The 18,960-nt window shown below is 71.4% G+C and carries 18 protein-coding genes; 7 read left to right on the top strand and 11 right to left on the bottom strand.

Features of this window, described 5'->3' with window-relative positions:
* Positions 1-41: 41 nt before the first annotated feature.
* Positions 42-1,079 carry a glycosyltransferase family 2 protein gene (locus IE178_RS26735; RefSeq protein WP_193514064.1) on the bottom strand — a complete coding sequence of 346 codons (1,038 nt, stop codon included), beginning with the start codon at positions 1,077-1,079 and terminating at the stop codon, positions 42-44.
* A 127-nt stretch (positions 1,080-1,206) separates the two neighbouring features.
* On the opposite strand from IE178_RS26735, the gene IE178_RS26730 reads away from it, so the two are divergent.
* Positions 1,207-2,682 (top strand): LCP family protein, encoded by a 1,476-nt coding sequence (locus IE178_RS26730; protein WP_438874415.1) that lies wholly within the window; start codon positions 1,207-1,209, stop codon positions 2,680-2,682.
* A gap of 93 nt (positions 2,683-2,775) precedes the next feature.
* Here the strand turns inward: IE178_RS26730 and IE178_RS26725 are convergent, their stop codons facing one another.
* On the bottom strand, positions 2,776-3,333 hold the full coding sequence (locus IE178_RS26725; RefSeq protein ID WP_229876141.1) for an acyl-CoA thioesterase: 558 nt from the start codon (positions 3,331-3,333) through the stop codon (positions 2,776-2,778).
* A gap of 119 nt (positions 3,334-3,452) precedes the next feature.
* On the opposite strand from IE178_RS26725, the gene IE178_RS26720 reads away from it, so the two are divergent.
* Positions 3,453-4,730, top strand: a complete 1,278-nt coding sequence (locus IE178_RS26720) for an LCP family protein (protein ID WP_318280260.1) — start codon at positions 3,453-3,455, stop codon at positions 4,728-4,730.
* Between the two features lie 62 nt (positions 4,731-4,792).
* Here IE178_RS26720 and IE178_RS26715 read toward each other — a convergent pair whose 3' ends face one another.
* Together IE178_RS26715 and IE178_RS26710 are read right to left on the bottom strand one after the other, a co-directional pair.
* On the bottom strand, positions 4,793-5,161 hold the full coding sequence (locus tag IE178_RS26715) for a four-helix bundle copper-binding protein (RefSeq protein ID WP_184765965.1): 369 nt from the start codon (positions 5,159-5,161) through the stop codon (positions 4,793-4,795).
* 248 nt (positions 5,162-5,409) lie between these two features.
* Complete coding sequence (locus IE178_RS26710; protein WP_318280259.1) at positions 5,410-6,582, bottom strand: acyl-CoA dehydrogenase family protein; 1,173 nt, start codon at positions 6,580-6,582, stop codon at positions 5,410-5,412.
* Between the two features lie 192 nt (positions 6,583-6,774).
* On the opposite strand from IE178_RS26710, the gene IE178_RS26705 reads away from it, so the two are divergent.
* Complete coding sequence (locus IE178_RS26705; RefSeq protein WP_193514062.1) at positions 6,775-8,118, top strand: UDP-glucose dehydrogenase family protein; 1,344 nt, start codon at positions 6,775-6,777, stop codon at positions 8,116-8,118.
* A 105-nt stretch (positions 8,119-8,223) separates the two neighbouring features.
* Here IE178_RS26705 and IE178_RS26700 read toward each other — a convergent pair whose 3' ends face one another.
* Entirely contained in the window at positions 8,224-8,730 is a 507-nt protein-coding gene (locus IE178_RS26700; protein ID WP_193514061.1) for a CGNR zinc finger domain-containing protein, read from the bottom strand.
* 124 nt (positions 8,731-8,854) lie between these two features.
* Between IE178_RS26700 and IE178_RS26695 the strand changes: the two genes are divergently transcribed.
* Complete coding sequence (locus tag IE178_RS26695) at positions 8,855-9,214, top strand: VOC family protein (RefSeq protein ID WP_184765968.1); 360 nt, start codon at positions 8,855-8,857, stop codon at positions 9,212-9,214.
* A gap of 37 nt (positions 9,215-9,251) precedes the next feature.
* Complete coding sequence (locus tag IE178_RS26690) at positions 9,252-9,644, top strand: VOC family protein (protein WP_193514060.1); 393 nt, start codon at positions 9,252-9,254, stop codon at positions 9,642-9,644.
* A 139-nt stretch (positions 9,645-9,783) separates the two neighbouring features.
* On the opposite strand, the gene IE178_RS26685 is transcribed toward IE178_RS26690, so the two are convergent.
* The 4 genes from IE178_RS26685 to IE178_RS26670 all read right to left on the bottom strand — a co-directional run bounded on the left by IE178_RS26685 (position 9,784) and on the right by IE178_RS26670 (position 13,900).
* Positions 9,784-10,920: a dipeptidase gene (locus IE178_RS26685; RefSeq protein ID WP_193514059.1), complete on the bottom strand. Its 1,137-nt coding sequence runs from the start codon at positions 10,918-10,920 to the stop codon at positions 9,784-9,786.
* A gap of 144 nt (positions 10,921-11,064) precedes the next feature.
* Positions 11,065-12,243, bottom strand: coding sequence for a dipeptidase (locus IE178_RS26680; protein WP_193514058.1), 1,179 nt, complete (start codon positions 12,241-12,243; stop codon positions 11,065-11,067).
* A complete protein-coding gene (gene purE / locus IE178_RS26675) occupies positions 12,240-12,764 on the bottom strand; it encodes a 5-(carboxyamino)imidazole ribonucleotide mutase (RefSeq protein ID WP_184765972.1) in 525 nt (174 codons plus the stop codon). The genes IE178_RS26680 and purE overlap by 4 nt, the downstream gene beginning before the upstream one ends.
* On the bottom strand, positions 12,761-13,900 hold the full coding sequence (locus IE178_RS26670; RefSeq protein ID WP_184765973.1) for a 5-(carboxyamino)imidazole ribonucleotide synthase: 1,140 nt from the start codon (positions 13,898-13,900) through the stop codon (positions 12,761-12,763). The genes purE and IE178_RS26670 overlap by 4 nt, the downstream gene beginning before the upstream one ends.
* Positions 13,901-14,054: 154 nt before the next feature.
* Between IE178_RS26670 and IE178_RS26665 the strand changes: the two genes are divergently transcribed.
* Positions 14,055-14,603, top strand: a complete 549-nt coding sequence (locus IE178_RS26665) for a GtrA family protein (protein WP_184765974.1) — start codon at positions 14,055-14,057, stop codon at positions 14,601-14,603.
* 257 nt (positions 14,604-14,860) lie between these two features.
* Here the strand turns inward: IE178_RS26665 and IE178_RS26660 are convergent, their stop codons facing one another.
* Together IE178_RS26660 and IE178_RS26655 are read right to left on the bottom strand one after the other, a co-directional pair.
* Positions 14,861-16,135 carry a sensor histidine kinase gene (locus IE178_RS26660; protein ID WP_184765975.1) on the bottom strand — a complete coding sequence of 425 codons (1,275 nt, stop codon included), beginning with the start codon at positions 16,133-16,135 and terminating at the stop codon, positions 14,861-14,863.
* 34 nt (positions 16,136-16,169) lie between these two features.
* Positions 16,170-16,847: a response regulator transcription factor gene (locus tag IE178_RS26655; RefSeq protein WP_184765976.1), complete on the bottom strand. Its 678-nt coding sequence runs from the start codon at positions 16,845-16,847 to the stop codon at positions 16,170-16,172.
* 511 nt (positions 16,848-17,358) lie between these two features.
* Between IE178_RS26655 and IE178_RS26650 the strand changes: the two genes are divergently transcribed.
* Positions 17,359-18,855: an oligopeptide:H+ symporter gene (locus tag IE178_RS26650; protein ID WP_184765977.1), complete on the top strand. Its 1,497-nt coding sequence runs from the start codon at positions 17,359-17,361 to the stop codon at positions 18,853-18,855.
* Positions 18,856-18,960 lie beyond the last annotated feature (105 nt).

Below are 18,960 nucleotides of genomic sequence, written 5' to 3'. Positions count from 1 at the left end.
GGCCTCTCCCCGGCCGGGGAGAGGCCCTCGTGACGGGAACGTCAGGCGGCGGGCGCGTCCGCGTGGACGGCGGGGCGCCGGGAGGCGATGACCTTCCGCGCCAGCGATCGCGGACTGGTCAGGAAGCCCCAGCCCCACGACATGTGCATGGTGGCGAGCGCCACCGGGATCTGCAGCCGCGCCTTCAGCGACAGCCCCTTGCCGGCCGGTACGGACCCCAGCACGATCGCCGCGAGGTAACCGCCGGGCACCACGAAGCCCCACGGCGTGAGCACCGCGCCCACCACGATCCCGGCGGCGATCGCGCACACGGCGGTCGGCGGGGCGAGATAGCGCAGGTTGATGGAGCCGGCGTGGTAGCGGGCCACCACGTGCCGCCAACGGCCGTAGTCCTTGTACTGCTTGGCCAGCGCGCGCACGCTCGGCCGGGGCCGGTACGACACCTTCAGCTCGGGCGAGAACCAGATCAGCCCGCCGGCCTCACGGATGCGGAAGTTCAGCTCCCAGTCCTGGGCGCGGATGAACTCCACGTTGTAGCCGCCCTGCTGCTCCAGCGCCTCCCGCCGGAAGACACCGAGGTAGACGGTCTCGGCGGGGGCGGCCTCGCCACCTGTGTGGAAGGCGGCGTTGCCCACGCCTATCTTCGACGTCATCGCGGCGGCGACCGCGTGCTCCCAGTCGTTCTCGCCCTCGGCGTGCATGATGCCGCCGACGTTCTGCGCGCCGGTCTCCTCCAGGAGCCGCACGGCGGTGGCGATGTAGTTCGGTGAGAGCATCCCGTGCCCGTCGACGCGGACGACGACGGGATGGCGCGAGGCCTTGATCGCCGCGTTGAGGGCGGCCGGGGTGCGGCCGGTCGGGTTGGGCACGGTGTGCACCCGCGGGTCCTCGGCGACGAGCTCGGCGGCGATCTCGTCCGTGCGGTCCGTGGACGGACCGAGGGCGATCACGACCTCCATCTCGCCGGCGTACTCCTGGGCGAGGATCGCGCGGACGGCGCCACGCAGATGCCGCTCCTCGTTGAGCACGGGCATGATCACGGAAACGGCGGGGAGCCGCACGTCGGGATTGGCGTTCATAGGGGGCTCACGTTACCGCGAACGGGGGACACCGGTGCGCGCGCCGGGGGCGCTGCGCCGGGCGCCAGATCCTGTCGGCCTACGGTGCTCACGATCGCACGCACGGCCGTCGTCCGGAGGTGTCCCCTTGTCCACGCCGCCGCGGCCTCCCCGGCCCCGCACCGCATCCCAGCAGCCTCCGCGGCCACCCCGCCGGGGCCCGCGACCGCCCGCGCCCGCGCGCCGGAAGCCGCGCTGGGCCATGCGCACCGTCACCACGCTCTCGGTCGTGGTGCTCGCCTCCGCCGGGATCGGGCACGCGGTGATCACCAGCCTCGACGAGGACATCGCCCGGGTCGACCCGTTCCGCGACATGAAGAACCGCCCCGAGGCCGGTCACGGCATGAACATCCTGCTCGTCGGCACCGACGGCCGCGACGGGATCGGCAGGGAGGAGCGGGAGAAGTACCGGCTCGGCGGGGCCCCCTGCCACTGCACCGACACGATCATGATCGTGCACATCTCTGCGGACCGGGACCGCGCCAGCGTGGTCAGCCTGCCCCGCGACTCCTACGCCGAGACGCCCCCGCACACCGACCGCGTGAGCGGCGAGCGGCACGAGGGGCACCCCCTCAAACTCAACGCGGCGTACGCGGAGGGCGGGCCGCAGCTGACCGTGCGCACGGTCGAGAAGATGACCCGGGTGAAGATCGACCACTACCTGGAGGTCGACTTCACCAGCTTCATGAAGACCGTGGACGTGGTCGGCGGCGTCGAGATCTGCACCGACCGGCGGATCACGGACAGCCACACGGGCCTCGACCTGCCGGCGGGCCGGCACACCCTCCGCGGCGGCCAGGCCCTGCAGTACGTCCGTTCCCGGCATGTCGACAGCGCCTCCGACCTCAGCCGGATGAAGCGCCAGCAGCACTTCATGGCGTCGCTGGTGGAGCGGGCCACCTCCTCCGGGATCCTGCTGAACCCGATGAGGTTCCGGGACGTGACCCGGGCGGTGCTCGGCTCGGTCCGCGCCGACCAGGGCTTCGGCACCGACGAACTGCTGGACCTCGGCCGGGCGATGCGGAACTTCTCGCCCTCCTCCTCCGAGTTCACGACCGTGCCGATCACGGAGATGGGACATGTCGTCGAGGGCGTCGGTCTGACGCTGAAGTGGGACACCGAGAAGTCGGAGCACGTCTTCGAGGCGCTGCGCCGGGACCAGCCGCTCACCGTGCGGCACGCGCGCGACGCGGCGCAGCGCGTGCCGGTCGACCCCCGGCGGATCCGGGTCCAGGTGGAGAACGGAACCCACACGGCCGGCCTCGGCCGGCGCGTGGACGCGGCACTGGCGGCGACCGGCTTCGACACCACCCACGCCCCGGCCAACGCGGCCGACCGGAGCGTGAAGCGCACGATCGTCGTCTACGACCCGAGCTACCGCCGTTCCGCGACATCCCTCGCGGCGGCCCTGCCGGGCAGCGAGCTGCGCGCGGTGGAGGGCCAGGGCGCCACGCTGAAGGTGATCGCGGGCGCCGACTTCGAGAAGGTCCGCACGGTGCGGGCCCAGGACCCCGGGCAGGACGAGTTCGGGGTGGTGCGGGGCGACGAGGTGAGCTGCTCCTGAGCCGGGGGCCGGTCAGCGGTCCGCATCCCGGGGCCCGGTCGGTCCTCCCCGAACCCGGGGCCCGGTCGGCTGTCCGCGCCCCCTACGGACCGGTCAGTCCTCGAAGCCCTCCGCCGCCCGCTTCTCCCGCAGTTCCATGATCGCCCGGCGGCGGGCCAGCCGATGGCTGCGGCGGATCTGGGCCTCCTGGTAACGGCGCTCGTCCCGCTCGGTCTCCGGTATCACCGGCGGTACCCGGCGCGGCTTGCCGTCGGCGTCGACGGCCGCGAACACGAGATACGCCGAGCCGACCTGGGTGGGCGGCGTGGACTCGTTCCAGCGCTCGGCCAGCACCCGCACCCCGACCTCCATGGAGGTCCGCCCGGTCCAGTTGACCTGGGCCTTCACATGGACCAGGTCACCGACGCGGACCGGCTCGAGGAAAGCCATCTCGTCCATGGAGGCGGTGACGGCCGGCCCCCCGGAGTGCCGGCCGGCGACGGCTCCCGCCGCGTCGTCCACCAGTTTCATGATCACTCCGCCGTGCACCGTGCCCAGGAGGTTGGTGTCGCCGTGAGTCATGATGTGGCTGAGGGTCGTACGGGACGCCGAAGTGGGCTTGCCCGGGATGTCCGGACTCTCCGTCGGTGCGGCTGGGGCCTGGTCTGTCATGGCCTCCACCTTATGCCGAGGTGACATAGGTGTGATTTGTGTCAGCTTCGCAACAGCGGCGCTCTGATTTTCCGACGACCCTTGTATGACACACAGCCCGGGCCTGCACACTGTCTCCCATGACTGATTGGCCCGAGGCAAGGTCCGACGACAACCGCGGCGGACGCTACGGACGCGGCAGCGCGAGCGCGCAGCCCGAGGGTGCCCGCGTCATGCGGCAGGTCCGCCGTGGCCAGGCGGCCCCTCCCGGGCAGGGCGCTTACGGCGGTGTCCCGCAACAGCCGTCGTACGTGGACGGCCGGGGCCACGGCGGCCCCGACGGTTACGACAGCGGCTACAACACCGGCCAGGTCTACGGCACGCCCGGCGGCGGCGGACCCGGTGGGCAGGGCGGTGGGCCCGGTCACGGCCCGCGTCCCGCGCCGGACTGGCGCCGCCGCATCAAGTTGACGGCGATCACCGTCGTGACCGTGCTGGTCGTGACGACCGTCGGCACCTACTTCTGGGCCGACTCCAAGCTCAACCGCGACGTCGACCTCTCCACGGTCATCGACCGGCCCGAGAAGGGCGAGGGCACCAACTACCTCATCGTCGGCTCCGACAGCCGTGAGGGCATGACCGACGAGGACAAGAAGAAGCTGCACACCGGGTCCGCCGAGGGCAAGCGCACGGACTCGATGATGATCCTGCACACCGGCGACAACGGGCCGACCCTGATTTCCCTCCCCCGTGACTCCAACGTCACGATCCCGGAGTTCAAGGGCTCCGAGTCCGGCAAGACCAGGGCCGCCATGGGCGCGAACAAGCTGAACGCCGCGTACTCCGTCGACGGCCCCACGCTGCTGGTGCGGACGGTGGAGTTCAACACCGGCCTGCACATCGACCACTACGTCGAGATCGGCTTCGGCGGCTTCGCGAACATCGTGGACGCGGTCGGCGGGGTGGAGATGGACATCCCGCAGGACATCAAGGACACCAAGTCCGGCGCCGACCTGAAGAAGGGCAAGCAGACCCTGAACGGCGAGGAGGCCCTCGCCTTCGTCCGCACCCGGTACGCGCTGGCCGGCTCCGACCTGGACCGTACGAAGAACCAGCAGAAGTTCCTCTCCGCCCTCGCCAACCAGGTGGCCACGCCGAGCACGGTCCTCAACCCCTTCACGCTCTACCCGACGATGGGTGCGGGCCTGGACTCCCTGGTCGTCGACAAGGACATGGGGCTGTTCGACCTGGCCGGGATGTTCTGGGCGATGAAGGGCGTCAGCGGCGGCGAGGGCACGTCCATGAACATGCCGATCTCGGGCAGCACCGGCGGCAATCTGCAGTGGGACATGCCGAAGGTGAAGCAGCTGGTCAACCAGCTGAAGAACGACGAGAAGGTCACCGTCTCCGGCAACTGAGCCCTGACGTCGGCGAGGGGCATCCCGGTGCGGGGTACCCCTCGGTCGTATCGGCGGGTGCGTCACATCGTGGCGCCCGCCATGGCGCGGCACATCTCGGAGCAGCGACGACAGGACTCGGCGCAGCGCAGCATCCGGTCGTCGTCCGGCATGGACATACACGCCTCGGCGCACATGTCGCACGCCTGCGCGCACATCATGCACATCTCGTTCGCCAGCGGCGAGCGGCGCATCATCATGTCGGCGCACATGCGGGTCATCTCCGAGCAGTCCATGAGCGCCCGCATGATCCGCATCTGGGCCTGGCCGCCCATCTGCAGACAGGAGCTCATGGTCTCCTCACACACACCGTGACAGGACATGCAGGCGTTGACGCAGTCCTGCATCTCCTTGCTCATCGGTGCCGTGGTCGTGGGTTGCTGCTGGGTCATGATTCCTCCCAGGGGGCCGACGAGGGCCGGCGATCGGCCCCCGCCCCTCCGTCCTACGCCCCCCACCCCAAGACCACCACAGGACGGACCGAACCCCGGTGCGTGCCCTCTCTCGCTTCCGGCGGTTCCCGGCGATCAGCGGCGTGACCTCGGGTCGGATGTCATGTCCTGTGTCGACTGGGGCGGTGGCCTGAAGGACCGAAGGGTGCCCGACCGCCGGGCACCCTTCGGTATTGGCTCACCAGGAGTTACGGCAGGTTGCGGGCCATGACGATGCGCTGGACCTGGTTGGTGCCCTCGTAGATCTGGGTGATCTTCGCGTCGCGCATCATGCGCTCCACCGGGTAGTCGCGGGTGTAGCCGTAGCCGCCGAGGAGCTGGACGGCGTCCGTGGTGACCTCCATGGCGACGTCGGAGGCGAAGCACTTGGCCGCGGCGCCCTGGAAGGTGAGGTCCCTCTCTCCCCCTCCGGCGGCGACGCGCTCGGACTTGGCGGCGGCCGCGTACGTCAGCTGGCGGGCGGCCTCGATCTTCATGGCCATGTCGGCGAGCATGAACTGGATGCCCTGGAAGTCGGCGATCGGCTTGCCGAACTGCTTGCGCTCCCGGACGTAGCCCTTGGCGTAGTCGAGGGCGCCCTGGGCGATGCCGAGGGCCTGGGCGGCGATGGTGATGCGGGTGTGGTCCAGGGTCTTCATCGCCGTGGCGAAGCCGGTGCCCTCCTCGCCGATCATGCGGTCGGCGGGGATGCGGACGTTGTCGAGGTAGACCTCGCGGGTCGGCGAGCCCTTGATGCCGAGCTTCTTCTCCGGGGCGCCGAAGGAGACGCCCTCGTCGGACTTCTCGACGACGAAGGCCGAGATGCCCTTGGAGCGCTTGCTCGGGTCGGTGACGGCCATCACCGTGTAGTACTCGGACTCACCGGCGTTGGTGATCCAGCGCTTCACGCCGTTGAGGACGTAGGTGTCGCCGTCGCGGACCGCCTTGGTCTTCATGCCGGCGGCGTCGGAGCCGGCGTCCGGCTCGGAGAGGCAGTACGAGAACATCGCGTCGCCCTTGGCGAGCGGCGTCATGTACTTCTTCTTCAGCGCCTCGGAGCCGGACAGGATGACCGGCAGCGAGCCCAGCTTGTTCACGGCGGGGATGAGGGAGGAGGACGCGCAGACGCGGGCCACCTCCTCGATCACGATGACCGTCGCGAGGGCGTCCGCGCCGGCGCCGCCGAACTGCTCGGGTACGTGGACGGCGTGCAGATCGTTCGCGACCAGGGCGGCGAGCGCCTCCTTCGGGAAGCGGGCCTCCTCGTCCACGGCGGCGGCGTACGGCGCGATCTTCGCCTCGGCCAGCGCGCGGACGGCGTCGCGGAGCATGTCGTGCTCCTCGGACGGGCGGTACAGGTCGAAGTCAGCCGATCCGGCCAAGGTCTCTCACGCTCCAAAACGCTGCGATGCTGATCACGCTAACTACCGTTAAGTAACTCGAATTTTAGGGCTTCGCCCGCGGTCGTGGATAGGTGAGCTTGACGACAGCGTCGGGGCCACCGGGCGGGGGCCTTCCACGGGCCCCGGATATGCTCGGGCCCGCACTGCATGCCGTATACCCCTGGAGCACTCATGGCCCTCAAGATCACCGTGATCGGCACCGGTTATCTCGGCGCGACCCACGCGGCGGCCATGGCGGAGCTGGGGTTCGAGGTGCTGGGCCTGGATGTCGTACCGGAGAAGATCGACAAGCTCCGGCGCGGTGAGGTCCCGATGTACGAGCCGGGGCTGGAGGAGCTGCTGCGGCGGCATGTGGCCGGGTTCGAGGGGTCCACCGGGCGGCTGCGGTTCACCATGGACTTCGCCGAGGTCGGGGAGTTCGGCGACGTCCACTTCGTGTGTGTCAACACGCCCCAGCGGCACGGCGAGTACGCCTGCGACATGTCGTACGTCGACTCCGCGATCGCTTCGCTCGCCCCGCATCTCAAGGGCCCCGCGCTGATCGTCGGGAAGTCGACGGTGCCCGTCGGATCGGCCGACCGGCTCTCCGCCTATCTGGCCGAGCACGCCCCGGCCGGCGAGGACGCGGAGCTGGCGTGGAACCCGGAGTTCCTGCGCGAGGGCTTCGCCGTCCAGGACACGCTGCACCCGGACCGGATCGTGGTGGGTGTCCGGAGCGAGCGGGCGGAGAAGCTGCTGCGGGAGGTGTACGCCACACCGGTCGAGGAGGGCTCGCCGTTCGTGGTGACCGACTTCCCGACCGCGGAGCTGGTGAAGACCTCCGCGAACTCCTTCCTCGCCACCAAGATCTCGTTCATCAACGCGATGGCCGAACTGTGCGAGGCCACGGGCGGTGACGTGGCCAAGCTGGCGGAGGCCATCGGCTACGACGACCGGATCGGCGCGAAGTTCCTGCGGGCCGGGATCGGTTTCGGCGGTGGCTGTCTGCCGAAGGACATCCGGGCGTTCATGGCCCGCGCCGGTGAGCTGGGCGCCGACCAGGCGCTGACCTTCCTGCGGGAGATCGACTCGATCAACATGCGCCAGCGCGGCCGGATGGTGGAGCTGACCCGGCAGGCGCTGGGCGGCGGGCCGTTCCTGGGCAGGCGGGTGGCGGTGCTGGGCGCGACCTTCAAGCCGGACTCGGACGACGTCCGGGACTCGCCGGCGCTGAACGTGGCCGGGCAGATCCACCTCCAGGGCGGCCAGGTCACGGTGTACGACCCGAAGGGCATGGACAACGCCCGCCGTATCTTCCCGACCCTGGGGTACGCCGACTCGGCGCTGGAGGCGGTGCGGGGCGCGGACGTCGTCCTGCATCTGACGGAGTGGCGGGAGTTCCGCGAGCTGGACCCGGCGGAGCTGGGCGAGGTCGTGACGGACCGGCTCGTCCTGGACGGGCGGAACGCGCTCGACGCCCAGGCGTGGCGGCGGGCCGGGTGGCGCTACCGCGCGATGGGGCGGCCCACCGCCTGACGGAACACCGCGAGCGAGACCGGGTGACGCCGGTTCGGCCGAGGCTCAGTCGGCCGAACCGGCGTCTCGCCGCATTCTGCCGCACCGGGCGCGGGGCCGGTGCGGCTACGCGTCCTTCGCCCGGTACCGGCGCATCTTCGCGCGCGCGCCGCACAGTTGCATGGAGCACCAGCGGCCGCGGCCGGCGGGGCTGCGGTCGTAGTACGCCCAGTGGCAGTCGGCGGCCTCGCAGGCCTTGAGCCGGTTCCAGGTGCCCGCCGTGACCGCTTCGGCCACGGCGGCTGCTATGCGGGACAGCAAGGGCCCGTCGTCCACGGGGGCGAGGGCGGCGGAGCCGTCGGCGGCGTCGATCGTGATCACCAGGGGCGCCCGTGCGAGCAGGTCGCCGAGCGGGGTGACCGCGCGGTGCGGGGGGTGGCCCGCGTGGGCGAGCAGGGTCGCGCGCAGGGACTCGCGCAGTTCGCGGGCGGAGTCGACGGTGTCCTCGGTGAGCCCGAAGGGCGCGCGTCCCTGCGCGCTGTCCAGCGCGTCGCCGCCCCCCGCGACATCCAGCGTGTTGACCAGGGCCTGGACCAGGGCCAGCCCACCGGGCGGGGCCGATCTCTCACTCATGCCTGGACCGTACCTCTCGAAGTCCCCGTGTCCCCTTGCGGCGTTACCCCCTGTGGGGCAGGATACGGTAACCGTTACCGGTTACCCGGTTCTACGGGTAACCCCGGACTTCGAGGAGGAAGTCATGTCCGTGGCCAAGGTGGGCTCCGTCGTCCTGGACTGTCCCGACCCGCGTGCGCTGGCCGGTTTCTACGCCGGCCTCGTGGGCGGCACGGTGGAGGGGGAGGACGACTGGGTGGACCTGCGGGTACCCGGCGGTCCGTCACTCGCCTTCCAGGCGGCCCCCGGGCACGTACCGCCGAAGTGGCCGGCGGCCGACCACTCGCAGCAGTTCCATCTGGACCTGACCGTCGAGGACCTGGACGCGGCCGAGAAGGAGGCGCTGGCGCTCGGCGCGAAGCCGCTGGACGCGGAGGACCGCTCGCGGACCTTCCGGGTTTACGCGGATCCGGCCGGGCACCCGTTCTGCCTGTGCGCCTGCTGACCCCTTCGCCGTGCGCCCGCTGACACCGGGAGGACCCATGGCCGCCGTGGCCCGTCTGCGTTCCGTCGTCGTCGACTGCCCCGAGCCGCGTGAACTGGCCGTCTTCTACGCGGCCGTGGGCGGCGGCGTGCCCGAGGAGGAGGGTCCGGACTGGGTGGTGCTCCAGATCCCCGCGGGTCCGCGGCTGGCCTTCCAGCGGGCGCCGGGGTACGCCCCGCCGGACTGGCCGCGCGCCGACCACGACTCCCAGCAGTTCCACCTCGACTTCGACGCCGGGGGGACGTGGGAGGAGGTCGACGCGGCCGAGGAGGCGGTGCTGGCGCTGGGGGCACGGGTGCTGGACCGGGAGGATTACGAGACGAAGGACTTCCGGGTGTACGCCGATCCGGCCGGGCACCCGTTCTGCCTGTGCCGGATCGAGCAGCCCTGACCGTCCGCCGGTGCGCGGTCGGGCAGCCCCGGCCGTCCGCCCGTGCCGGATCCGGCCGCCCCGACCGTCCGTGACGCATCGGGCAACCCCCACCGTCCGCCGGTGACGCATCGGCCAACCCCCACCGTCCGCCGGTGGATCAGCCGTCCAGGTCGGCGATCGTCGCCGTCGAGGGTGGCCTGCGCTGCTGGGCCGCGTGGGCGGTGAAATCGGCGCCGCGCAGCACCCGCTGGACATTGCCCCAGGTCAGCAGGGCTACCTCGGGCTCGTCCCAGCCGCGCCGCAGCAACTCGGCGATCAGCCTCGGGTAGCAGGAGGTGTCGCCGAGTTCCTGCGGATGGGCGCTGCCGGTGTCGTAGGTGCCGGACAGGCCGACGCACTCCGCTCCGGCGAGGGCGCGGATGTGGTCGAGGTGGTCGGCGACGTCCCGGACGGTCGGGCCGGCCTGCTCGGCGGTCAGCGGCACCATGCACAGGCCCTTGGCACGGCCCACGTCGGCGAGCAGCTCGTCGGGGAGGTTGGCCGGGTGGGGGCGCAGCGCGTGGGCGGCGGAGCGGCTGAACAGCACGGGCGCCTTGGAGGCGGTGAGGACACGGCGGATCGTCGGGGTGGAGGCGTACGAGAGGTCGGCGATCACGCCGGCCCGGTTCATCTCGCGGACGACCTCCTCGCCGAACCGGGTCAGCCCGGCGGGTCCCGCCCAGCCGGCGTCGGTCAGGGTGAGCACGCGCAGCCCGAGGGTGTGCAGCGAGCGCAAGACGCTCAGGGAATCACCGAGGGCGGCGGCCCCGGCCGGCCCGAACAGGACCGCGACCCGGCCGCGGTTGCGGGCGTCGGCGGTCTCACTGGCGGTGCGTGCCGGGCTCAGGCTCTCGTCATGGGCGGCGACCACCGCCTTCGCCAGGTCCAGCTGCTCCAGGGTGGCGCCGACGGCCCGGTCGCCGTCATGGCCCGGGGGCAGGTGCAGCGACCAGAACACCGCACCGACCCGGCCCTTGCGCAGCCGGGGCAGGTCCGCGTCGAGGGCGCTCTCGCCGAGGTCGAGGTCGTACCAGGGCAGCTGACGCAGCGCCCGGGGCAGCCCGCTGTAGCCGTCGGCGACGGGATGGGCGGCGAGGATGGCACGGGCGCGGGTCAGCGGGGCGTCGTCCGGGTCGGAGACGGGCCCGGGGGCCTCCGGCGGGACGGCCACCGCCTCCTCCGGGTACGGCGGGGCGGGCTCGTCGACCCGGCCGACCTCGGCGGCGGGGTGCAGGTCGTCCTGGAGATCGGCCATAACGGGCTCCGTACGTCGTGACCTCGGCGCGTGATCGCGATACGGTCACCGTCGCACGCCGCCCCCGAGTCCTTCCCGGTGAACGCGGCGTTCGGGGGTACGACGCGGCGCCGGGCCGGTACGGCCGCCCGGCTCGCACGGGGCTCAGCCGTCGAGCGACTCCAGGGTGGCGTGGGACGGCGCCCGGGTCGCCCGGAGGTCGCGGGAGACGTCCTCCGCCGCACCCAGCACCCGGACCGCGTTCTGCCAGGTCAGCTTGGCCAGGTCGGACGTCGACCAGCCGCGGTCGAGTAGCTCGGCGATCAGGTTCGGGTAGGTGGAGACGTCGTTCAGGCCGTCGGGGGTGAACGCGGTGCCGTCGTAGTCGCCGCCGATGCCGAGGTGGTCGATGCCGGCGACCTCGCGCATGTGGTCGAGGTGGTCGGCGACGGTGGCGACGGGGCGCGGGTGGGCGTCCTCGAAGGCGCGGTGCACCTTCATCGCCTCGGCGGTGGTCTCCAGGTGGTGGAAACCGTGGGCGCGCATGTTCTCGTCGGCGGCGGCCGTCCAGTCGACGGCCGCCTGGAGCACGAACTTCGGCACGAACGTCACCATCGCCATGCCGCCGTTGGCGGGCAGCCGCTCCAGGACGTCGTCGGGGATGTTGCGCGGGTGGTCGCACACGGCCCGGGAGGACGAGTGCGAGAAGATCACCGGCGCGGCGGACGTGTCCAGCGCGTCGCGCATCGTCGTCGCCGCCACGTGTGACAGGTCGACCAGCATGCCCTCGCGGTTCATCTCCCGCACGACCTCCCGGCCGAAGGCCGACAGGCCGCCGACACCGGGCTCGTCGGTCGCCGAGTCCGCCCACGCCACGTTGTCGTTGTGGGTGAGGGTCAGGTAGCGCACGCCGAGCGCGTGGAGGGCGCGCAGGGTGGCGAGGGAGTTGTCGATGGAGTGGCCGCCCTCGGCGCCCATCAGCGACGCGATCCGGCCCTCGGCGCGCGCGGCCTCCATGTCGGCGGCGGTCAGCGCGGCGCGCAGGTCCCCGGGGTGCCGGTCGAGCAGCCGCCGTACGCAGTCGATCTGCTCCAGCGTCGCCGTCACCGCGCCCGGCAGGTCCGAGCGGACGTACACCGACCAGAACTGCGCGCCGACACCGCCGGCCCGCAGCCGGGGGATGTCGGTGTGCAGGTGGGCGCCCTGGTCGGCGGCGATGTCCCGGGCGTCGAGGTCGTAGCGGACCTGCTCGCGCAGGGCCCAGGGCAGGTCGTTGTGCCCGTCGACGACGGGGAACTCGCGCAGCAGCTCCCGGGCCCGCTCCAGGGACGTCGCCCCGGTCACTTCGCGAAACCGAATCCGGCCGCGGAGCCCTCGACCTTGGAGCGCAGCCGCTTGCCCTTCTCGGTGGCCTGGTCGTTCAGTTCCTGCTGGAACTCACGCATCCGGCCGAGGAGTTCCTCGTCGTGGGCGGCGAGCATACGGGCCGCGAGCAGACCCGCGTTGCGCGCGCCGGCCACGGAGACGGTGGCGACCGGGACACCGGCCGGCATCTGCACGATGGACAGCAGGGAGTCCATGCCGTCGAGGTACTTCAGCGGCACGGGTACACCGATGACCGGCAGCGGGGTGACCGAGGCGAGCATGCCGGGCAGATGGGCGGCCCCGCCCGCACCCGCGATGATCGCCTTCAGCCCCCGGTCCGCGGCCTGCTCGCCGTACGCGATCATCTCGCGGGGCATGCGGTGCGCGGAGACGACGTCGACCTCGTAGGCGATCTCGAACTCGTCGAGGGCCTTGGCCGCCGCCTCCATGACGGGCCAGTCGGAGTCCGACCCCATGACGATGCCGACTACAGGGCTCATTCGGTGATCGTGCCTCTCAGGTATCCGGCTGCGTGACGGGCGCGCTCCAGCACGTCGTCCAGGTCGTCGCCGTAGGTGTTGACGTGTCCGACCTTGCGGCCGGGCTTCACGTCCTTGCCGTACATGTGGATCTTCAGCTGGGGGTCGCGGGCCATGCAGTGCAGGTACGCGGAGTACATGTCCGGGTAGTCGCCGCCGAGGACGTTGACCATGACCGTCCACTTCGCGCGCGGGCGGGGGTCGCCGAGCGGGAGGTCGAGCACGGCGCGGACGTGGTTGGCGAACTGCGAGGTGATCGCGCCGTCCTGGGTCCAGTGGCCGGAGTTGTGCGGGCGCATCGCGAGTTCGTTGACGAGGATGCGGCCGTCGTGGGTCTGGAACAGCTCCACGGCGAGGTGGCCGACGACGCCGAGTTCCTTGGCGATGGTCAGCGCCATCTCCTCGGCCTTCAGGGCGAGGGTCTCGTCCAGGCCGGGGGCGGGCGCGACGACCGTGTCGCAGACGCCGTTGACCTGCCGGGACTCCACGACCGGGTAGGCGACGGCCTGGCCGTGCGGGGAGCGGACCACGTTGGCGGCCAGCTCGCGCACGAAGTCGACCTTCTCCTCGGCGAGGACCTGGACGCCGGCCTTGAACGGCTCGGCGGCCTCCGCCACGGAGTCGACCACCCACACCCCCTTGCCGTCGTAGCCGCCGCGGACGGTCTTCAGGACGACGGGGAACCCGTCGCCCTCGGCCGCGAAGGCGGCCACGTCCGCCGGGTCGGCGACGATGCGGTGCCGCGGGCACGGCACGCCGATCGCGTCGAGTTTCGCGCGCATCACGCCCTTGTCCTGGGCGTGCACGAGCGCCGCGGGACCCGGGCGGACGGGGATGCCGTCCGCCTCCAGGGCCCTGAGGTGCTCGGTGGGCACGTGCTCGTGATCGAAGGTGATCACGTCACAGCCGCGCGCGAACTCGCGGAGCGTGTCCAGGTCGCGGTAGTCGCCGACGACGACATCGCCGACGACCTGCGCCGCGGAATCCTGCGGAGTGTCACTGAGGAGCTTGAACCTGATGCCGAGCGGGATGCCCGCCTCGTGTGTCATACGAGCGAGCTGGCCACCGCCGACCATGCCGACTACCGGAAACGTCACGCCCCCAGGGTATCGGCCGAGCCACCGTGGCCGGTTTACCGGCCTCCGTCCCGCACGGTCCCCGGTGACGGCATCCGTCGGCAGGAAGATCGCGAGGACGGGTGGTTAGCATGGACTGGTTGACGCCAACCGACGGACGGGAGTCGGTACGACCATGGGACGCGGTTCCTCTGGGCCTCCGACCACGGCCCCGGCCCCTGCCCCGCGCGGCACCGTGCGGCAGCGCATCGACCGGGTCGTCCGGGAGGTCGCGAAGTTCGGCGCGGTCGGCGGAGCGGGTCTGCTGGTCAATCTGCTCGTGTTCAACCTGGTCCGGCAGGTGACCGACCTCCAGGTGGTGCGGGCGAGCGTCATCGCGACCGTCGTGGCGATCATCTTCAACTACGTCGGTTTCCGTTACTTCACCTACCGGGACCGCGACAAGTCCGGGCGGACCAGGGAAATGTCCCTGTTCCTGCTGTTCAGCGCGATCGGCCTGGTGATCGAGAACGGGGTGCTCTACACGGCGACGTACGGCTTCGGCTGGGACAGCCCGCTGCAGAGCAACATCTTCAAGTTCTTCGGCATCGCCGTGGCGACCCTGTTCCGCTTCTGGTCCTACCGCACGTGGGTGTTCCGTGCGCTGCCGGTGCGTGAACCGGTGGCGGGGTCGGGGCCGCTCCCCGAGGGCGGCGGCGGCCGCCCGAAGCAACACGTGCCGTAGCCGTCCCGGCGGGCGGCATGGGCGGATCGCGGTCGGCGGGTCGCGCGGTCGGCGGGTGGCGCGGTCAGCGGGTCGCGCGGTCGGCGGTTGGCGAATCGGGGTCGCGGTCAGCGGGTGGCGAATCGGGGTCGCGGTCAGCGGGTGGCGAATCGGGGTCGCGGTCAGCGGGTCGCGCGGTCAGCGGGTCGCGCGGTCGGCGGTTGGCGAATCGGGGTCGCGGTCAGCGGGTGGCGCGGTCAGCGGGTCGCGGGTCGCGGTCAGCGGATCGTCTGGCGGGTCTCCTCGTCCCGGGACTTCTCCGGAGGTGTGCGGGAGAGGAACAGGCCGAAGACGGCCGGTGCGGCCTGGAGCATCTCCAGCCGGCCGCCGTCCGCTTCCGCGAGGTCGCGGGCGACGGCGAGGCCGATGCCGGTGGAGTTGCGGCCGCTGATCGCCCGTTCGAAGATCCGCGCGCCCAGGTCGGCGGGGACGCCTGGGCCCTCGTCGGTGACCTCGACGACGACCTGGTTGCCGGTGACCCGGGTGCGCAGGGCGACCGTGCCGCCCCCGTGCATCAGCGAGTTCTCGATCAGCGCCGCCAGCACCTGGGCGACCGCGCCCGGCGTGCCCACCGCCCGCAGGTGCCGCTTGCCCGAGGTGACGATCGCACGGCCGGCGCTGCGGTACGCGGGGCGCCACTCGGCGAGCTGCTGCTTGATCACCTCGTCGAGGTCGAAGGTGACCGCGGAGCCGGTGCGCGGGTCGCGGGAGTTGGTCAGCAGCCGCTCCACCACGTCCGTCAGCCGCTCCACCTGCGCCAGCGCGATCGTGGCCTCCTCCTTCACCGTGTCCGGGTCGTCGGTGAGGGTGATCTCCTCCAGGCGCATGGACAGGGCGGTCAGGGGGGTGCGCAGCTGATGGGAGGCGTCGGCGGCCAGGCGCCGCTCGGCGGTCAGCATGCGCGCGATGCGCTCGGCGGAACGGTCCAGCACATCCGCGACCCGGTCCAGCTCGGGAACGCCGTAGCGGCGGTGGCGGGGGCGCGGGTCGCCGGAGCCGAGGCGTTCGGCGGTCTCCGCGAGGTCGGTCAGCGGGGAGGCGAGCCGGCTCGCCTGGCGGATCGCCAGCAGCACCGCCGCGATCACCGCGAGGAGCGCCACCAGCCCGATGATCAGCAGCGTACGGCCGACCTCGCGGGTCACCGAGGAGCGCGGCTCCTGCACGGTGACGGTCTCGCCCTCCTCGCCGGGCGCCGAGGCGCTGATGACGTCGCCGTCCGGCTTGGTGCCGACCTCGATGGGCGGCTTCCCGGGAATCCGGACGACGGCGTACCGGTCCTCGGTGACCTGGTCGCTCAGCACCGCGGCGGTGACCTGGTCCTCGACGATCAGCCGGCTGTCGACGATGCTGGCCAGCCGCACCGCCTCGGACTCCACGCGCTCCCGGGCGCTCTCGCTGATCGTGCGGGTCTCGACGATCACCAGGGAGACGCCGAAGACGGCGATCACGACGAGCACCACGGCGAGCGTGGACTGGATCAGACGGCGGCGCATGTTCTCTTACTCACTGGCGAACCCCGGCGGGGGTTCAGCTCTTCTCGAAACGGAAGCCCACGCCGCGCACGGTCGCGATGTAGCGGGGGTTGGCCGCGTCGTCGCCGAGCTTCTTGCGCAGCCAGGAGATGTGCATGTCGAGGGTCTTGGTGGAGGACCACCAGGTGGTGTCCCAGACCTCGCGCATCAGCTGGTCACGGGTGACGACCCGGCCCGCGTCCCGCACCAGGACGCGCAGCAGGTCGAACTCCTTGGCGGTGAGCTGGAGCTCCTCCTCGCCCATCCACGCCCGGTGCGACTCGACGTCGATGCGCACCCCGTGGGTGGCGGGCGGCTGCTGGGGTTCGGCGGAACCGCGCCGCAGCAGGGCCCGGACCCGGGCGAGCAGCTCGGCGAGCCGGAACGGCTTGGTGACGTAGTCGTCGGCGCCCGCGTCCAGACCGACGACCGTGTCCACCTCGTCGGCGCGCGCGGTCAGGATCAGCAGCGGAACCGTGTGCCCCTCGGAGCGGAGCCGGCGGGCGACCTCCAGACCGTCCATGCCGGGCAGTCCGAGGTCCAGCACCACCAGGTCGACGCCCCCCTGCATTCCGGCGTCGAGTGCGCTGGGTCCGTCCTCACGCACCTCGACTTCGTAGCCCTCCCGGCGCAGAGCGCGGGCCAGCGGCTCCGAGATGGACGCGTCGTCCTCGGCGAGCAGTACACGGGTCATGGAGTGATGGTAGTCCCGCCGCGACACGCCCCGGGGTGTGATCGCCGCGCTTGATTCTTACCTCCGGCATACCCGCTTCTCACCTGCGCCCGCCCCGGTACGGACCTGCGGGTGTGGGGTGTGATCCTGGGAGAGACCTTCGAATGAGTGATCGCGGTTCCGCGAAAACCTGTGATCCGTGTCTCAAGTCCTTCCATATCCGGCAGAGTCCTGTCGTATGGTGAATCAACGCCTGTTGCACCGCAGGGGCCTTCGGCGGTATTTGACGCCGGGGGTCTCTTTTGTGTGCGGGCCGGTTTTCCGCCGGCCCCGGAAGGAATGACCTGTGGCCGGGCCTCGCCGCGCGTGGACGCGTGCCGAGGCGTGGATCCCGGTGGTCGCCGTCCACCGCTCCGCGATCCGGGGCGGCCTCCCCCGGGCGTGGGGCGGACGGACGACCCGCCGGTGCCGGCCGCCCCCCACCGGGCGCGTACACGTTCGCGCGACGCGTCCCGACCAGCAAGGAACGACCATGGCGTCCAGCCTGACGAAGGACTCGGTCACTCCGGGCACCCCCGGCTCCGAGAAGACCTTCTTCGGCCACCCCCGCGGACTGGCCACTCTCTTCATGACCGAGATGTGGGAGCGGTTCTCCTACTACGGCATGAGGGCTCTGCTCCCGCTGTACCTTGTCGCGCCGGGCGGCCTGAACCTGAGCGCGGGCACCGCGACCGCGATCTACTCGGTGTACCTCTCGCTGGTGTACCTGCTCACGATGCCGGGCGGCTGGTTCGGCGACCGCGTGTGGGGTCCCCGCAAGACCGTCGCCGTCGCCGGCGGGGTGATCATGCTGGGCCACCTGACGCTGGCCCTGCCGTCCACCGGCACCTTCTACGCCGGGCTCGGCCTGGTCGCCATCGGCTCCGGTCTGCTGAAGGCCAACATCTCCACGATGGTCGGCCAGCTCTACCAGGGCCCGGACGACCCGCGCCGGGACGGTGGCTTCACCGTCTTCTACATGGGCATCAACCTGGGTGCCTTCGCCGCGCCGCTGATCATCGGCACCATCGGTGAGAGCGTCAACTGGCACCTGGGCTTCGCGCTGGCCGCGCTGGGCATGGGCCTCGGTGTGGCGCAGTTCCTGCTGGGCAGCCGTCACCTGGACGCGCGGTCCAGCGTGGTGCCGAAGCCGCTGTCCGCGCAGGAGCGGTCCTCGACGCTGCGCAAGGCCGCGCTGTGGGCGGGCATCGCCGTCGTCGCGTACGCCGTCGTCGGCTTCTCCGGCAACTACACGCTGAACTGGATCCTGGTCCCGCTGACGCTGCTCGGTGTGATCGTCCCGGTGATGGTGATCGCCCGCATCAAGCGCGACAAGGACCTGGACCGCGCCGAGCAGTCGAAGATGTCCGCGTACATCTGGTTCTTCGTGGCCGCCGCGATCTTCTGGATGATCTACGACCAGGGTGGCTCGACCCTGTCGATCTTCGCCGACTCGTCGGCCGAGAACAGCGTCCTCGGCTGGGACTTCCCGGTCTCCTGGTACCAGTCGGTCAACCCCGTGCTGATCATGGCGCTGGCCCCGGTCTTCGCCTGGATCTGGCTGGCGCTGAACCGGCGCGGCAAGGAGCCGAGCACGATCGTGAAGTTCGCCTCCGGCCTGGTGCTGGTCGGCGTGTCGTTCTTCCTCTTCCTGGCCCCGCTGTCCATCGCCGGGGGCGGTCACAAGGCCGCCGCGCTGTGGCTGGTGGCGATCTACTTCACGCAGACCGTCGGTGAGCTGCTGCTCTCCCCCGTCGGTCTGTCGGTCACCACGAAGATGGCGCCCGCCAAGTACGCCTCGCAGATGATGGGCGTCTGGTTCCTGGCCGTCACCGCCGGTGACGCCACGACCGGCCTGCTCTCCATCGCCGGCGTCGACCTGAACAAGACGGGCATCGTCGCGATGGAGGCCACCCTCGCCGTGGTCGCCGGTGTGGCCGTGTGGATGTACCGCAACAAGGTCAAGGCGCTCATGGGCGACGTCCGCTGAGCCGTCCCCCTGGTACGCCGAGGGGCCTCGCATCCGGTGGTGGATGCGAGGCCCCTCGGGCGTCGTGCGGGACGGCCGGCGGTACGGAAAGCCGCGGCCGGAACG

The organism is Streptomyces griseoloalbus, from assembly GCA_014650015.1.
GTDB classification, from domain to species: Bacteria; Actinomycetota; Actinomycetes; order Streptomycetales; family Streptomycetaceae; genus Streptomyces; species Streptomyces griseoloalbus.
This window is presented reverse-complemented; position numbering and strand designations above follow the sequence as displayed.

Coding starts and splice junctions, on each gene's coding strand:
- IE178_RS26735 (WP_193514064.1), bottom strand. CDS start 1,079: ATGAACGCCAATCCCGACGTGCGGCTCCCCGCCGTTTCCGTGATCATG.
- IE178_RS26725 (WP_229876141.1), bottom strand. CDS start 3,333: ATGACAGACCAGGCCCCAGCCGCACCGACGGAGAGTCCGGACATCCCG.
- IE178_RS26720 (WP_318280260.1), top strand. CDS start 3,453: ATGACTGATTGGCCCGAGGCAAGGTCCGACGACAACCGCGGCGGACGC.
- IE178_RS26715 (WP_184765965.1), bottom strand. CDS start 5,161: ATGACCCAGCAGCAACCCACGACCACGGCACCGATGAGCAAGGAGATG.
- IE178_RS26705 (WP_193514062.1), top strand. CDS start 6,775: ATGGCCCTCAAGATCACCGTGATCGGCACCGGTTATCTCGGCGCGACC.
- IE178_RS26700 (WP_193514061.1), bottom strand. CDS start 8,730: ATGAGTGAGAGATCGGCCCCGCCCGGTGGGCTGGCCCTGGTCCAGGCC.
- IE178_RS26695 (WP_184765968.1), top strand. CDS start 8,855: ATGTCCGTGGCCAAGGTGGGCTCCGTCGTCCTGGACTGTCCCGACCCG.
- IE178_RS26690 (WP_193514060.1), top strand. CDS start 9,252: ATGGCCGCCGTGGCCCGTCTGCGTTCCGTCGTCGTCGACTGCCCCGAG.
- IE178_RS26685 (WP_193514059.1), bottom strand. CDS start 10,920: ATGGCCGATCTCCAGGACGACCTGCACCCCGCCGCCGAGGTCGGCCGG.
- purE (WP_184765972.1), bottom strand. CDS start 12,764: ATGAGCCCTGTAGTCGGCATCGTCATGGGGTCGGACTCCGACTGGCCC.
- IE178_RS26665 (WP_184765974.1), top strand. CDS start 14,055: ATGGGACGCGGTTCCTCTGGGCCTCCGACCACGGCCCCGGCCCCTGCC.
- IE178_RS26660 (WP_184765975.1), bottom strand. CDS start 16,135: ATGCGCCGCCGTCTGATCCAGTCCACGCTCGCCGTGGTGCTCGTCGTG.
- IE178_RS26655 (WP_184765976.1), bottom strand. CDS start 16,847: ATGACCCGTGTACTGCTCGCCGAGGACGACGCGTCCATCTCGGAGCCG.
- IE178_RS26650 (WP_184765977.1), top strand. CDS start 17,359: ATGGCGTCCAGCCTGACGAAGGACTCGGTCACTCCGGGCACCCCCGGC.